Below are 14,202 nucleotides of genomic sequence, written 5' to 3' on the forward strand. Positions count from 1 at the left end.
GATGTGGCCGCGGGCGCAAGCGCGAATGGCAGGTCGGCTACCAGACGAGGCCGCGCGCCGCGACGTCCTCGACGCGGGTGACAACGCCGTTGCGGTGAAAAACCATCGTGTCGAAGAGGTTCGAGACGACGCAGGTGTGGTTGGGGATGATGAAGATCTTCTCGCCGATCTGCGGTCGCGGTCCGGCGCAGGCCGAAAGGTCGATCACGCCATGCTCTTCGGAAAGGCTGGCGATCTTCGCCTCGGGATAGCCGACGACGAGGCCGAAATCGCTGAAACCCTGCAGATCCGAGGTTAGCGCCTTCGAACCGGCATCGATGACGGCGCGGTCGCCGTTCGGCCGGGAGACGACGGTCGCGACGATATACATGGCGCAGTCGTCTTCGCTGCAATGGCCCATGCGGATCATCTGGCGGTCGTTGTAGATGTAGGTCCCGGCCCGGTGCTCGGTGGCGGACTTGACGAGATGGGCGTCGAAGAGGCTCGGCGTGCCGCCGTTGCTGACGATCGGGCACGCGATGCCTTCGGCTTCCAGCTGCTTCAGTGTTGCCTGGATGAAGGCCTCGACGGCATCGGCCGCCTGTGGCTTGGGATAGGTGAGAATACCGCCGAAGGTCAGGCCGTCGGCAGCGGCGATGCGCTTGGCGAGCGAGGCCGCCTGTTCCGGTGTCTGGACGCCGCAGCGCGCACCGCCGGTATCGCACTCGACAAGCACGGTCAGCGGTTTGCGGCCGGAGAAATGCGCAGAGAGGCCATCGACCGTGACGTCGCTGTCGGCGACTACCTTGAGGCCGGAAATGCGGTCGTTCAGGCTGCCGAGCCGGTCTAGCTTCTGCGGGCCGAGAATATTGAAGGTGATCAGGATGTCTTCGAAGCCCGCGGCGGCGAAGACCTCGGCCTCGGTCACCTTCTGACAATTGATCCCCTTGGCGCCGGCCGCCACCTGGGCAACGGCGAGCGCCGGGATCTTGTGCGTCTTGATATGCGGGCGAAAATTCAGGCCGTGCTCGTCCATATAGGACTGAATCCGCTGAATATTGGCGGCCAGCTTGTCTTCGTCGATAACGGGGCGGGGGGTCGAGAGATCCGCGATCCTGTCACCGGCCTTGGCGACGACGGCAAACTGGTTGTCATGCATCTCAGGCGGCTCCGCGTTCGCTTCCATGAGGATCGGCCACGATCGGCCAGATGTTCTTCGGCGCCCGGCGGTAAGGCGTCGTCGCCGGATTATTGGGATAGGGCGTTCCCGCCGAGCAGTAAAGGATCTCGGCGGCAATCTTCGAGAAGGAGGCGAAGAAGTGGTTGGTCGACTTGATGACCAGGATCTTCTGTTTCGCCGGATCGATACCCATCACCGAAAACAGGCTCGGATCGAAGCTCTGCGCCCGCGTCGAGTTGAGAATGATGTCGATACCGTCGAGCACGATATGCGCGGCATCGCCGAAAGGCGCCAGGCTCTCGCCGAACTGCATTTCGGCATTCTTCACCAGCTTGACGACCTTCACCATGCCATCGATCGGATTGCCGGTGCCGGGCGCGGATTTGGCGCCGAAGCGGAGCGGGATCTCAGCTCCCTCGCCCGCCGCAAAGCATATCTGAACGGCAATCGGATCCCAGATCGTGCCGATCGCAGCGCTCGTCACACCGCGAGCCAGCAACTCCTCGAGGATGACGGTCGCATCGCCCGCCGTGCCGCCGCCGGGATTGTCCCAGACATCAGCGATGACCACCGGCCAGGCCTTGGCGGCGATCGCCCGCGATACCGCTTCCTTCTCGTCGATCTGCGGCACCATGAACGTGCCACGCTTGGAAAACAGCTCCATGCCGAGTTCGCGCGCCAGCGCCGCACCCTTTTCCAGCTTGTTGTCGGTGACGACCAGCAGCTTGGTGCCCATCTCGGGCACATCGCCAACCATGAAGCCGTGAACGACCGAGATCGACAGGATGTCCGGATCTTCCTTCTCGATGCGCATGATCTTGTCGACGAAAGAGCGCATCGGGTCGCGCGAGGTCGGGAAAACGTCGATCATCCGGCAATCGAACACCGAATTCACAGGCTTTACCCGGCCTTCGAGCGCATCGACTGCGATCCGCCACAAATCTTCGGCGCGATCGACGAAATCGGTATGCGGGAATTCCTTGAAATAGACGGCAAAGTTCAGCGCTTCGATGCGCTTTTTCGTCAGATGGCTGTGCGGATCGAGTTCGGCGCAGATCAGCACGTCGGGTCCGACCATGTCGCGCATGCGGCTCAGGAGATCGCCTTCGGTATCCTCATATCCGGCAGCGACCATGGCGCCGTGCAGGCCCATGACGATGGCATCGACAGGCATTGCCGCCTTCAGCTGGTCGAGGATTTCGTCGCGCAGCTCTTCATAGGTATTGCGGTTAACGAGGCCGGCGGGATCGGCCCAGGTGGCCGTGCCCTCGATCAGCTCCCAGCCCTTTTCGGCAGTAACGCGGCGGCCGACGGTGATCGGCGCGGTGCAGAGCGTCGGCGTTTCGGGATGCTGGCCAGGCGGCGCATAGAGGGATGCCTCGAAGGCGCGGCGATCCACACAGATCGGGGAAAAGGTATTGGTCTCGGTCGCCAGTGCTGCCGTGAAAATGCGCAAGTGTGTTGGCCTTGTTTTGTCGGCCCCGCGTCAACCCATCGGGTTCGGCAGGTAGCCGGTGAATCCGCAGATCTTCCACCGTCCTTCGTGGAGCCTGCAATAATAGAGCGTCTGCCATTGCATGATGTCGCGGCTGCCGTCGCTCTTCGTCAGGCCTCCGTCGAACTTCTTGCGGACAAGCGCCATCTCGCCTTCGATCTCGATATCTTCGAGGGTCGTGGTGGTGAAGATCGCCGTGCGGGTATCCTCGGCAAAGCTCTGCGTCGCGAAGTCCTTGGCCTGCTTCAGCCACTCGTCGCGATAGGCTTTCAGCGTCGGGAAGGCGAGGCGCCATTTGTCGGGGCTGACTTCCTTGCGGCCATCGATGCCCATGAAGCCTTCCTCGACGAAATCATGCTCGACGGCGGACCAGTCAGCGGCCAGAAACGCATCGATATCGCGCGTCACCAGCATCTCCCAAATGGTATGCCTGGCGGCATCGGAGGCGGGGAAAGGATTCTTGAAAGGATCACGCATGTTCGCCCCCGATTTAAATAGTTTTCATAAATGGCGTTTTTCGCTGGTCAAATTCCGCTTTCTATGGTCACTTGTCAACTTATCAAGAAAATAATTTGCAGGGATCCGCGTATGTCCATCAAGCGATATGGCACTGTTCAAACCGGCGCCGGCGGCAAGCCGCTGCCTTTCGCACGCGCAGTGGAAGCCGATGGCTGGCTCTATGTTTCCGGCCAGGTCGCCATGGAAAACGGCGAGATCATCGAAGGCAATATCATCCCGCAGACGCACAAGACGATCGCCAATCTGATCGCCATCCTTCATGAGGCCGGTTATGGCGTCGAGGATATCGTGCGCGTCGGCGTCTGGCTCGACGATCCCCGCGACTTCTGGACCTTCAACAAAATCTACCAGGAATATTTCGGCGAGCACCCGCCGGCGCGCGCCTGCGTCCAATCGTCCATGATGGTGGATTGCAAGGTCGAGATCGATTGCGTCGCCTATAAGAAGAAAGACTGACGGCGGCGATTACGGGGGGGGACCGGCTTGGATATCTTTTCTACATTGCAGGAAGACAAGAGCCGGCTCTCAGCCTCCGAGAGCCGCATCGCCGAAATCATCGTCAATGATTTCGAATTCGCGGTGAATGCCTCGATCATCGAGCTTGCCGAACGGGCGCAGGTTTCGCCGCCGACGGTGACGCGCTTCTGCCGCCGTCTCGGCTGCGAGAGCTTTTCGGATTTCAAGGTTCAGCTCGCCCGTACCGCCCATATCGGCGTGCGCTATCTGAAGCCGGAATCGAAGAGCGGCGATCCGGCCGATGTCGCCCAGGACATCATCACCAAGGCGCAGAACGCCCTCTTCCTGCTGCACCGCTCGCTGGATCTCGCCGCGATCGAGGCAGCCGTCGGGCTGATCTCCAAGGCCGAGATGATCTACGCCTTCGGCTCCGGCGGCAATTCCTCGATGATCGCCGACGAGCTGCAGAACCGTCTCTTCCGCCTCGGCCTGCGCATCACCGCCAGTTCCGACCACAGCATGCAGCTGATGATGGCGGCGGCCGCAAAATCCGGCGACGTGATCATCGGTTCCTCCTTCTCCGGCCGCAACGCCGAGCTGGTGCGCGCTTTCGCCCTGGCGCGCGAGGCGAAGGTGAAGACGATTGCGCTTACGCAGACCGGCAGTGCGGTCGCCAAGGCGGCCGAGGTCGTCGTGCCGATCGACCTGCCCGAGGGCACCAATATCTATCGCCCGACCTCGACGCGCATCGCCTATATCGCGACCGTCGACATTCTGGCGAGCCTCGTTGCCTACGCCATCCAGCCGAAGGCGACGACGACGCTGAGACGCATCAAGCAGCAGCTGGTCACCCACCGTGACGGCAGCGACGACAAGCAGCTGCTCGGAGACTGAAAAACAAGAGGGAAGCGGCAATGACTCAATCGGTGGCCATCGTGACGGGAGCAGCAGGCGATATCGGCGCGGCGATCGCCGGCCGGCTTGCCGATGATCATGACGTCATTCTGCTTGCCGATATCGATGCCAAGGCTGCCGCCGCGACCGCCGGAAAGCTCGGCGATGCCGGCCGTTTCATTGCCGTTCAATGCGACGTGACGAGCGAGGCAAGCGTTGCAGATCTTGCCAAGCGCGCCGCCGGAACCGGCAGCCTGCGCACCCTTGTCAACAATGCGGGTGCGGCGCGCGCCGTCAGCCTGCATGATACGACACCCGAGATCTGGCGCGCCGACAACGCGCTCAATCTCGAAGCCGCTTTCCTGACCTTCCGCGCCGTCGAGGACCAGCTGAAGGCGTCGAAAGGTTCGGTCGTCAATATCGCTTCCGTCAACGGCATGAATGTCTTCGGCCATCCGGCCTATAGCGCCGCCAAGGCCGGGCTGCTGCATTTCACACGGCTGGTCGCGGTCGAATACGGCAAGTTCGGCATCCGCTCGAATGCCGTTGCCCCCGGCACCGTAAAGACGCAGGCCTGGGAAGTGCGGGCTGCCGCCAATCCCAATGTCTTCGAGGATGCCCGCCGCTGGTATCCGCTGCAGCGCGTCGTCGACCCGAAGGATGTCGCCAATGCCGTGAGTTTCCTGGCCGGGCCGATGGCGGCTGCCATCACCGGCGTCTGCCTGCCGGTCGATTGCGGCCTGACGGCTGGCCAAGCGGAGCTCGCCCGCACCTTCTCCCAGTCCGAGCACTACTGAAAAACATAAGAGAAAATGAGAGGAACGAGATATGAAACCGGTTTACTACCGCCTTGAGAACAGTTGGAACCCCAATGGCGGGCCGAACGGCGAGTTTACTTTCACGCTTTTCAACCTGTCCGATGAGGCGCTTTCCGGTTTCAAGCTCGTCTATACCTCCCTCACCCGCGTCATCGATGCTGCCGCCTGCGGCAATGCCACCTTCCTGCGCCGCAATGCCAATTTCCACGAGTTCGGCCCGCCCGTGGGCCTGACTGTCGCGCCCGGCGGGAGCTGGACGTTCACCGTCGCAGGCCTCCATCGCAAGGCGCAGCATTGCACCGATGGCGCCAAGTCCGCCTATCTGACACTCTCCTCCGGCAAGCATGTGCCGGTCGCCGTTTCCGATCTGCTGCTCGAAGGCGCGACCAGCGAGCCGCCGCCCGCTCTGCTGCCCGAGGGCCGCCTCGACCTGCCTTTCGCGCTGCAGCCCTGGCCGGCCGAGATCGATGCCAAGCCGGGCGACGCCTTCCCTGTCGTGCTCTATCCGCAGGGCGCCTCGAGCGAAGAGCTCTCGGCGATCTCAACCGTCATCTCGCTGACGCGCCGCCTTTTCGAAAGCGATCATTCCGTCTTCAATCTCGTGCCTTCGCCACAGGGCCGGGCGCTTGTCTTCACTGCGGATGCGGCGCTCGATGCCGAAGCCTACAAGCTGACCTTCGCAGCCGATCGCGTGACGCTCGCCTATTCCGGCGCGGCCGGGCGCCAATACGGCCTGACGACGCTTGCCCAGCTTTTGAACGGCGCTCGCGTCACAAAGGGCAAGTTCCGCTTCCCGATCTCCGGGACGATCTCGGACAAGCCGCGTTACGGCTGGCGCGGTTGCCATCTCGACGTTTCCCGCCAGTTCTATCCGGTGGCCGACGTCAAGCGGCTGATCGATATTCTCGCCTGGTTCAAGCTCAATATCTTCCATTGGCACCTGACCGACGACGAGGCCTGGCGCCTGGAGATCAAGGCCTATCCGCAGCTGACGACAACAGGCGTCCTGCGCGGTCCCGAGGAGCCGCTATTGCCGCAGCTCGGCAACGGCGCTGAACCGGTCGGCGGCTTCTATTCGCAGGACGATATCCGCGACATCGTCGCTCACGCAGGCGTTCTCAATGTCGAGGTCATCCCCGAGATCGATATTCCCGGCCACAATGCCGCGACGCTGATCGCCCTGCCCGATCTGACCGATGGCCAGGAGGCGCCTGACAGCTACCACTCGGTTCAGGGCTATCCGAACAACGCGCTGAACCCGGCCGTCCCGCTCACCTACGAATTCCTCGAAAAGGTGTTCGACGAAATGGTCGAGCTCTTCCCCTCCGCCTACATCCATATCGGCGGCGATGAAGTGGCGAACGGGTCCTGGCTTGCCTCGCCGATGGCGAAGAAGCTGATGGAGGAAGAGGGGATCACCAACGGTACCTTCGGCCTGCAGTCCTATTTCCTCAAGAAGGTCAAGGCGATGCTGACGGCGCGCGGCCGTAAGCTCTCCGGCTGGAACGAAGTGTCTCATGGCGGTGGCGTCGCTTCCGAGGACACGCTGCTGATGGCCTGGGAAAACCCGCAGGTCGGCATCGAGCTCGCCAGGGAAGGCTACGACGTCGTGATGACGCCGGGCCAGGCCTATTATCTCGACATGGTTCAAGCGACGGCCTTCCAGGAACCGGGCGCAAGCTGGGCCGGCACCGTGCCGCCGGCACATACCTATGCCTATGAAGCGGCCGGCGAATTCCCCGAGGAATTGCAGCACAAGCTGAAGGGCGTTCAGGCCTGCATCTGGTCCGAACACTTCCTGTCGCGCGGCTATTTCAACCGCCTCGTCTTCCCGCGTCTGCCGGCGATTGCCGAAGCGGCCTGGACGCCGAAGGCCTTGAAGGATTGGGATCGCTTCGCGGCCATCGTTCCGCTCAGCCCGAAACTCTGAGGAGGAAGCGATGCGGATCGCGATCGGCGGGCTCCATACCGAATGCAGCACCTATTCGCCGGTGCTGATGTCGGTCGACGATTTCAAGGTGTTGCGCGGGGAGGAACTTCTCCGCGCACCGCAGTTCGATTTTCTCGATGGCAGCGGCGCCGACCTTTCGCCGCTGCTTCACGCCCGCGCCGTCCCCGGCGGCCCCGTCTCGCGCGTCGCCTATGAGAGCTTCAAGGCCGAGTTTATCGAGCGGTTGAAGGCGGCGCTGCCGCTCGACGGGCTCTATCTTGCCATGCATGGCGCCGTGAATGTCGAGGGCATGAACGACGCCGAGGGCGACTGGATCTCGGCGGCGCGCGATATTGTCGGCGACGCCTGCATTGTCGCGGCGAGTTATGACCTGCACGGCAATGTCAGCCAGCGCATCATCGACCAGCTCGATATCTTCGCCGCCTATCGCACGGCCCCGCATATCGATGTGCGCGAGACGATGCTCCGCGCCTGGTCGATGCTTCTGGAAGCGCTGCGGACCGGAAATCGGCCAGGCGTCGCCTGGGCGCCGGTGCCGGTTCTCTGGCCGGGCGAGCGAACCTCGACCGAGGACGAACCGGCAAGGAGCCTCTATGCCAGGCTTCCGGATTACGATGCGCAAGACGGTATTCTCGATGCCAATCTGATGATCGGCTATGTCTGGGCCGACGAGCCGCGGGCAACGGCCTGCGCGGTTGCGACCGGCACCGACAAGGGCGCGGTGTTGACTGCAGTAAACCGCATCGCCCAATCCTATTGGGACGCGCGGTCCGATTTCCGCTTTGGTCCGGTGACCGGTCCGCTGGGCGAGATGCTCGATATTGCCGGAAAATCCGCGACAGCGCCCGTCATTCTCGCCGATTCCGCCGATAATCCGACCGGCGGCGGCGTTGGCGACCGTGCCGATGTACTGAGCGCCGTCCTCGCCCGCGGTTTCGACGATGCCCTCTTTGCCGGCATTACCGATCGCCCGGCTGTCGAGGCCTGCTTTGCGGCGGGCAAGGGCGCGCAAATATCGCTTTCCGTCGGCGGCAATCTCGATCCGTCGAGTGCTCCGGTCCGCTTCGACGCCGAAGTCGTGACGCTCCACGATTCCGGCTCCGCTGCCGAGCGTGAAGCCGTGGTCAGAACCGGTGGTGTAACCGTCGTGCTCGCGGCGCGCCGCCGCCCCTATCACAACATCGCCGACTTCACGCAGCTTGGCCTCGATCCGAAAGCGGTACGGTTGCTCGTCGTCAAATCCGGATATCTCTCCCCGGAGCTGGCGCCGATCGCCCACCCCAACCTGATGGCCTTGACCGAGGGTGTGGTCGGTCAGGACATCGAAAATCTGGTAAGTCTGCGGCGCAGCCGTCCAGCCTTTCCCTTCGACAAGAATTTCAGCTACACGCCGCAGGCGCGCCTTTCCTCCCGCTGGCGCGACTGAAACCGATCTGCCGCGATCCGAGTGCGGATGGGATCTCCCTCCCCGTCCGACGCGGCGCGCCTCTAGCCTCGAACGACGACAATGAAACGCCTGATCCCCGACGTCTTCCGCAACCCGGCTATCCGGGTGAGCATGATTGCCATCTTCACCTTCGGCTTTGCCGGAGCCACGACCTCGCCCTACCAGTCCGTCGTCGGCATCCGCGAGCTCGGCCTGTCGAACGCGCTCTACTCGGCGCTGATCTTTGCCGCAGCCACGGTGAACGTCATTGTCAGCATCCTGCTCGGCAATCTGGCGGACCGGCTCGGCGAATACCGAACGATGATGCTGGTTGCGGCGGTCTTTGGCATTATCGGTTACGGCGCGATCTTCATCTTTCCGACGCAGGAGATCTTCGTTCTCAGCGCCCTGCTTCTGCTTCCCGTTTATGGCTCTCTGAACTCGCTGCTCTTCGCCAATGTTCGTGCCGCGACGGGAAAGATGGAGCGTAGCGAAGTCGCGACCGTCAATTCCGGTGTCCGCGCGATGATCTCGCTCTCCTGGGTGCTGGTTCCCGGATTGACCGGCATCCTGCTGTCCGGTTCGCCGACCATGCTGCCCGCCTATCTCTTTGCCTGCATTTCCTGCCTGGTCTGTCTCGGGCTGATCGGCCTCTTCCTGCCGCGGCAAAGCGGAACCGATCGCGCTGCCACCCATCACCTCTCCTATCTCGCAGCCCTCGGCCAGGTGATCTCGCCGAAGATCTTTGGACGCGTCGTCGCCATTGCGCTGATCAGCAGCACGCTTCATGTCAACGGCGCCATCCTGCCGCTGGTGATGACCGGGGCCGCGCATGGGACGGTTGCCGATGTCGGTATTCTCGTCGGCATCGTCGCCTTTCTCGAAGTCGTCTTCATCATCGTATGGTCGCGCATGCTGCGGGTCATCAGCCAGCTCAAGGCATTGGCGGCCGGCGCCGTCATCTACGCCGTCTACCTGCTGCTTCTCGCCGTCGCCTACGAACCATGGCATGTCTACGCCCTCACCCTCATCAGCGGCATCGGCGCCGCAGCCCTGATCAGCATTCCGATCACCTATCTCCAGGACCTGATCGCCGAACGCCCCGGCCTCGGCAGCGCACTGATCTCGGTCAACATCTTCCTCAGCGCCGGTTTGAGCGCCCTGCTCTTCGCTGCCGGTACCGCTGTGACCACCTATTCCGGAACCGCACTGGTCGGCGCCTTGTCCGGTATGATCGGCACCGGCTGGCTGCTCTATCTCGATGGAAGCAGACGTAGCCTCTAGAAGCCTGAATTCATTGGATTTCTTCGGGTTTGAGCACTCCGGTTGCGTTTTCAGCCGAACGAGATGCAATTGTTTCTATTCGATTTTCTTTTCGCAACGGAACTGAAAGGTAGTTTTCTTTCCCTCAGTTCGGCGGAGGTGCATACGGTGGTGTTTGCGCGCCTCTTTCACCGGAAACCGAGTTTCGCCTCAGAGCCGCCAGCATTGGCCACGCGTTGAACCGTCCCTGCTCCGCAAGCCGTGCCAGAGAGCGCAGATATCCGCCGGGAGAGGTCACGCTCTCGCCTTTCTGGAGGATGCAAGCGACGACGGCAGCGGCATTTTGCGGTCCCATTGCCGCTGATGCTTGCCGATAGGCGGAGGGTCCGATCTGCAGCATGGTGCTGACGAGCGTGGTGGCCTGAATGAGATCCTGCCAGTTCCGCACTCTCGCATTCGGTCCGTAGAGGGCGATGTCGGGGCAATAATCGATGATGGTACTGAGAGACACAGACCTGGGGATAACATTCTCTGCTGTAACGGAAGCGTCATCTTCGGCATGCATGGTGTCAGCGTGGTTGACGGAGTTTACGGTGGTAAACTCAATCTCTGCGCTTTCCGGCCGCGCTTCAGAATCAAGATAAGATTCGGATTTTGTTATCTGTATGTGCCGCTCATTTTGAGAGTCATTGGCGCTCGAATTTTCCGTTTTAATCTGTGTTTCCAGCCGCTTGAGGATTTCGGTGCGGAGATCTTCGAGTTCTGCCAGAACCGAGGCGATCAGATGTGGCGGAGCGACCCGCGGAAGCTTGTTCAGGATCAGGTGAAAGACTTCCTGGACTCGCCACCAGTCACCGCCCGCCTCTTCAGCGACCGCAGCAGTAATCAGCTTGGAAATATCCCGGCGGCACAAGGTTAGCCGCTCCTTGATCAGCTGCACATGTAAACGCTCGGCAGCGACCTTTTCCGCCAGACGCTCGATCTCGGCAGCACGCGCAAGCAACGGCGCCAGCGAAAATCCGTAGGCCTCGCTGATATCGCCCTGCCGGGTCTTGCGGGCATAGCGCTTGCCGTTCGGGCTATCCTTGCGGATGACGAGACCGGCGGAAACGAGTGCGGCCATATGACGGCGAACCGTCGGCTCGGCCATGCCATGGCAGCGGATCGACAGCTGCGTATTGGAGGGAAAGACAACGAGATTGCGCTCGCTGGAGAGCTCGTTGTGGGGATAAAAAGATAAAAGCGCATTCAGCACGGCAAGCGCTCTGTCCGAAATATCGAGCAGAGGTTTGGCCTGGCAAAGGGCGCGATAGATTTTCCATTTGTCGACCGAAGGGCTTTCCTCGATCTTTTGTGCCTTGATCTGACTTGCGAGCAAGCCAAGCGTCATCGGCCGCCGCCCGAAAGGCGTCGTCACACGTCCGCTGTCCATTTTTCTTCGCCTTCTTCAAGGCAAAAGATATGGGCTCACCAAAAATAGGTGCCGAAGACTCTTGACTATGGGGAGTGGAAATGTGATTCTCTGGGTGTCTAGATCAGAGAGGGCTTCCACTACGGCAACGTTTTGGGGGCCTTTTCTTTTGCTATTGATCTCCGTTCTTTCCTGACAATTGATCCTTCTCGAACGCCTCGAAGAGACGATCCAGATTGTCTGCGATATAGGCGCCGAAGGCCGATGCCCTGGTTGCCTTCAGCGCAATCGTGAATTGCTTCCCGTCATTCTTGATCTTCGCCTTGACCGAGCCGTCGCGGCGCTGCCACTGCGTTACGGCAGCGGGTTCAGCATGCGTTGCGGCAGTCGAAGACGGCTTGCGGCTGAGGAAGCCGACAAGCAGATCGAAGCGGGTGTCGGGTTCCGCAGCGATGAAATCATCGGTCTCGACAAAGAGCTTGGCGCGCTCCGGCGCATTCTCTTCTTCGAACTTGACCGAGAGCTCATGCCAGCGGTCACGGCCAATCGCACGAGCCGCACCGATGGCTGAGAGCACATCGGCGGGAATACGGCGGGTGACCGACAGCATCTTCGAGATCGTCGTTTTGTCGGCACTGAGCGCCGACATGATGGTCTCGCGATCGAAACTGAGCTTGTCGAGCTTGTCGGCAAACATCGTGCGTTCGATGAAGGAGAGATCGGCGCGGGCGGAGTTTTCCTGGCCTTGCGCGATAACGTGGTCGCGATCGTCGAGCTTCTTGACGACGGCGCGAACCGGCCGGCCGAGCTCTTTCGCAACGCGGGCGCGGCGATGGCCGAAGGCGATCTGATACTTGCCGTCCTTCTGCGGATGCGGACGCACGAGAATAGGGGAGTCCTGCCCGCGCGTACGGATCGCTTCCAGAAGCTCCTGGAACTGCTCGTCGGTCTGCACCAGGCGGTCGGCGACGAAGGAATCCTCGATCAGCGCCGTGTCGAGATCGATTACCGTCTCGCCATGCGCCAGCTTTTCTTCGATATCGCGTGCGGCATCGGCCCGGGCAGCGAGCGCATCAATGCTGCGCGTCACCGCGCCGAGCGCGCCAATACCCTTGAAGGTGATCTGCTTCTCGGCAGCCGATTCAGGTTCGTTGTTTACGGCGGTAAACTTCTTGGAATCGTCCATCAGGCCCGAGAGGATGTTCTTACGTGCCATTTATCTCCCTCCGGCCCATCGATCTGTCTGCTGTGGTCAATTGCGTCCGGGTCATTTGCGACCCCAGGCTTTGTGGATCAGATCGGCAATCTCGCCATTGACGGCATCCATGGCCTCCATCGCGCGGTCATAGGTGGCGCGGGTAAAGGCGCTGCGCTCGACTTCGTAAAGCGTCTGGTTGGTCATCGCCGCATCCGAGATTGCCACGCTGCGCAGCATCGGATTGGTGAGAACGTGGTTGCGGAACATCGAGCGCATGAAGGCGACCATCTGTGTCTGCGGTCCGTCCTGCGGATCGTAGCGGGTCACGAGATAGCGCAGCCAGTCGAGGTTCATGTTGCCGCCGGCGCCCTTCAGCGTGTTCAGCACTTCGCCGAGCATCTGCAGGAACTGGCACATCGACATGACGTCGAGCATCTGCGGGTGAACCGTGATCAGAACCGCGGTCGCGCCGCAGATGGCGCTCATCGTCAGGAAGCCGAGCTGCGGCGGGCAGTCGATAACCACGACATCATAGTCATTGGCAACGGAGGACAGCGCCTCGTCGAGACGGGCAAAGAAGATACGGCCGTAATCGCTGGTCTTGCCCTGCGCTAGAACGCGCGGCGTATCATGCTCGAATTCCATGAGCTCGAGATTGCCGGGCACCAGATCAAGGTTCGGAAAATTGGTCTTGCGGATGATTTCCTTCAGCGGCCGCCGCTCGTCGTCATAACGGATCGCCGCATAGAGCGTCTCGTTCTCGTTGACGTCGAACTCCGGCTGGAAGCCGTGGATCGCCGAAAGCGAAGCCTGCGGGTCGAGATCGACGGCGAGCACGCGGTGGCCGGTGAGCGCCAGATGCTGCGCCAGATGCGCGGCACTGGTGGTCTTGCCGCTGCCGCCCTTGAAGTTGACGACGGCGACGACCTGCAGATGCTCGCTGCCCTTGCGGTGCGGTACATAGCGCGTGCCGCCGCGGGCGTTCTGATCCAGGAACTGGCGCATCTCGTCCATTTGCTCGGCCGTATAGGAACGGCGGCCCGATGACGTGACCTGGGGGAGGGGGCCTTTGCCCTCCAGCGACAGATTTCTCAAATAGCCGCTGGTGACGCCCAGAAAGCGCGCGGCTTCGGCGAGCTGAAACTCGCGCAGATCCTTCATCGCCCGCGGCGGGAACATTTCCAGACGATGCTGCTTCAGCTTGTCTGACAGTTCCTGGGCCTGAGCGATGATCAGCTGATCGACGTCAGAAATTGCCTTATCAATTGTCGTTGCCATATTCATGGAAATCTCGAAAATGCGATTTAAACGCCTTACGGGCTTTGAAAGCGCATTTAGCTCCGATTCTCATTTTCTTGCAAGGCAATTAGGGTAAACAGGGGGTTAACCCGCTTTCTTCGAGGCCTTTTTCACCGTGAAAACTCTCGCCGGCTAAGAATCGGCAGCGATTCAGCGGTGAATCCAGAGGCAGTATGGGCAGCGGAAGAAATGTGGATCTTCATTTCCGTTGGAGAATGAAGATTAACCATATCAGCGCATTAGCATTTAGCCGTTTTGGGTCCCGAAGGCTGCGAATCGAATCACATCCGCCAGCTGATGGTTCATTCTACAC

12 protein-coding genes are annotated in these 14,202 nt (G+C 61.2%); 6 read left to right on the plus strand and 6 right to left on the minus strand.

Features of this window, described 5'->3' with window-relative positions; translation table 11 throughout:
- Positions 1 to 37: 37 nt before the first annotated feature.
- Genes ACODR6_RS04575 through ACODR6_RS04585 form a run of 3 tightly spaced genes read right to left on the minus strand, consistent with a single transcriptional unit; the run spans position 38 to position 3,131 of the window.
- A complete protein-coding gene (locus ACODR6_RS04575) occupies positions 38 to 1,138 on the minus strand; it encodes a D-TA family PLP-dependent enzyme (protein ID WP_489021098.1) in 1,101 nt (366 codons plus the stop codon).
- 1 nt (position 1,139) lies between these two features.
- Positions 1,140 to 2,615, minus strand: a complete 1,476-nt coding sequence (locus tag ACODR6_RS04580) for a M81 family metallopeptidase (protein WP_489021100.1) — start codon at positions 2,613 to 2,615, stop codon at positions 1,140 to 1,142.
- Positions 2,616 to 2,645: 30 nt separating this feature from the next.
- Positions 2,646 to 3,131 carry a hypothetical protein gene (locus ACODR6_RS04585; RefSeq protein ID WP_203430286.1) on the minus strand — a complete coding sequence of 162 codons (486 nt, stop codon included), beginning with the start codon at positions 3,129 to 3,131 and terminating at the stop codon, positions 2,646 to 2,648.
- Between the two features lie 111 nt (positions 3,132 to 3,242).
- Here ACODR6_RS04585 and ACODR6_RS04590 point away from each other — a divergent pair, with 111 nt between their 5' ends.
- The 6 genes from ACODR6_RS04590 to ACODR6_RS04615 all read left to right on the plus strand — a co-directional run bounded on the left by ACODR6_RS04590 (position 3,243) and on the right by ACODR6_RS04615 (position 10,002).
- On the plus strand, positions 3,243 to 3,629 hold the full coding sequence (locus tag ACODR6_RS04590; RefSeq protein ID WP_130280459.1) for a RidA family protein: 387 nt from the start codon (positions 3,243 to 3,245) through the stop codon (positions 3,627 to 3,629).
- A 27-nt stretch (positions 3,630 to 3,656) separates the two neighbouring features.
- Complete coding sequence (locus ACODR6_RS04595; RefSeq protein WP_203430287.1) at positions 3,657 to 4,523, plus strand: MurR/RpiR family transcriptional regulator; 867 nt, start codon at positions 3,657 to 3,659, stop codon at positions 4,521 to 4,523.
- 20 nt (positions 4,524 to 4,543) lie between these two features.
- A complete protein-coding gene (locus tag ACODR6_RS04600) occupies positions 4,544 to 5,320 on the plus strand; it encodes an SDR family oxidoreductase (protein WP_489021103.1) in 777 nt (258 codons plus the stop codon).
- A 31-nt stretch (positions 5,321 to 5,351) separates the two neighbouring features.
- Complete coding sequence (locus ACODR6_RS04605; RefSeq protein ID WP_489021105.1) at positions 5,352 to 7,271, plus strand: beta-N-acetylhexosaminidase; 1,920 nt, start codon at positions 5,352 to 5,354, stop codon at positions 7,269 to 7,271.
- A gap of 10 nt (positions 7,272 to 7,281) precedes the next feature.
- Positions 7,282 to 8,718 (plus strand): M81 family metallopeptidase, encoded by a 1,437-nt coding sequence (locus ACODR6_RS04610; protein ID WP_489021107.1) that lies wholly within the window; start codon positions 7,282 to 7,284, stop codon positions 8,716 to 8,718.
- 81 nt (positions 8,719 to 8,799) lie between these two features.
- The gene (locus ACODR6_RS04615; RefSeq protein ID WP_489021109.1) at positions 8,800 to 10,002 is read left to right on the plus strand and encodes an MFS transporter; all 1,203 of its coding nucleotides are present in this window, start codon (positions 8,800 to 8,802) and stop codon (positions 10,000 to 10,002) included.
- Between the two features lie 124 nt (positions 10,003 to 10,126).
- On the opposite strand, the gene repC is transcribed toward ACODR6_RS04615, so the two are convergent.
- The 3 genes from repC to repA form a co-directional block, all read right to left on the minus strand.
- Positions 10,127 to 11,413 carry a plasmid replication protein RepC gene (repC, locus tag ACODR6_RS04620; RefSeq protein WP_489021111.1) on the minus strand — a complete coding sequence of 429 codons (1,287 nt, stop codon included), beginning with the start codon at positions 11,411 to 11,413 and terminating at the stop codon, positions 10,127 to 10,129.
- Between the two features lie 151 nt (positions 11,414 to 11,564).
- The gene (gene repB / locus ACODR6_RS04625; protein WP_489021113.1) at positions 11,565 to 12,608 is read right to left on the minus strand and encodes a plasmid partitioning protein RepB; all 1,044 of its coding nucleotides are present in this window, start codon (positions 12,606 to 12,608) and stop codon (positions 11,565 to 11,567) included.
- Between the two features lie 51 nt (positions 12,609 to 12,659).
- Positions 12,660 to 13,874: a plasmid partitioning protein RepA gene (gene repA / locus ACODR6_RS04630; RefSeq protein WP_489021115.1), complete on the minus strand. Its 1,215-nt coding sequence runs from the start codon at positions 13,872 to 13,874 to the stop codon at positions 12,660 to 12,662.
- Positions 13,875 to 14,202: the final 328 nt, after the last annotated feature.

The sequence above is a fragment of the Rhizobium sp. FG96 genome (assembly GCF_057808655.1).

Excerpts from the sequence above, each read along its gene's own strand:
- ACODR6_RS04600 (WP_489021103.1), top strand. The coding sequence starts at position 4,544 with ATGACTCAATCGGTGGCCATCGTGACGGGAGCAGCAGGCGATATCGGC.
- repC (WP_489021111.1), bottom strand. The coding sequence starts at position 11,413 with ATGGACAGCGGACGTGTGACGACGCCTTTCGGGCGGCGGCCGATGACG.
- ACODR6_RS04585 (WP_203430286.1), bottom strand. The coding sequence starts at position 3,131 with ATGCGTGATCCTTTCAAGAATCCTTTCCCCGCCTCCGATGCCGCCAGG.
- repA (WP_489021115.1), bottom strand. The coding sequence starts at position 13,874 with ATGAATATGGCAACGACAATTGATAAGGCAATTTCTGACGTCGATCAG.
- repB (WP_489021113.1), bottom strand. The coding sequence starts at position 12,608 with ATGGCACGTAAGAACATCCTCTCGGGCCTGATGGACGATTCCAAGAAG.
- ACODR6_RS04575 (WP_489021098.1), bottom strand. The coding sequence starts at position 1,138 with ATGCATGACAACCAGTTTGCCGTCGTCGCCAAGGCCGGTGACAGGATC.
- ACODR6_RS04610 (WP_489021107.1), top strand. The coding sequence starts at position 7,282 with ATGCGGATCGCGATCGGCGGGCTCCATACCGAATGCAGCACCTATTCG.
- ACODR6_RS04605 (WP_489021105.1), top strand. The coding sequence starts at position 5,352 with ATGAAACCGGTTTACTACCGCCTTGAGAACAGTTGGAACCCCAATGGC.
- ACODR6_RS04615 (WP_489021109.1), top strand. The coding sequence starts at position 8,800 with ATGAAACGCCTGATCCCCGACGTCTTCCGCAACCCGGCTATCCGGGTG.
- ACODR6_RS04590 (WP_130280459.1), top strand. The coding sequence starts at position 3,243 with ATGTCCATCAAGCGATATGGCACTGTTCAAACCGGCGCCGGCGGCAAG.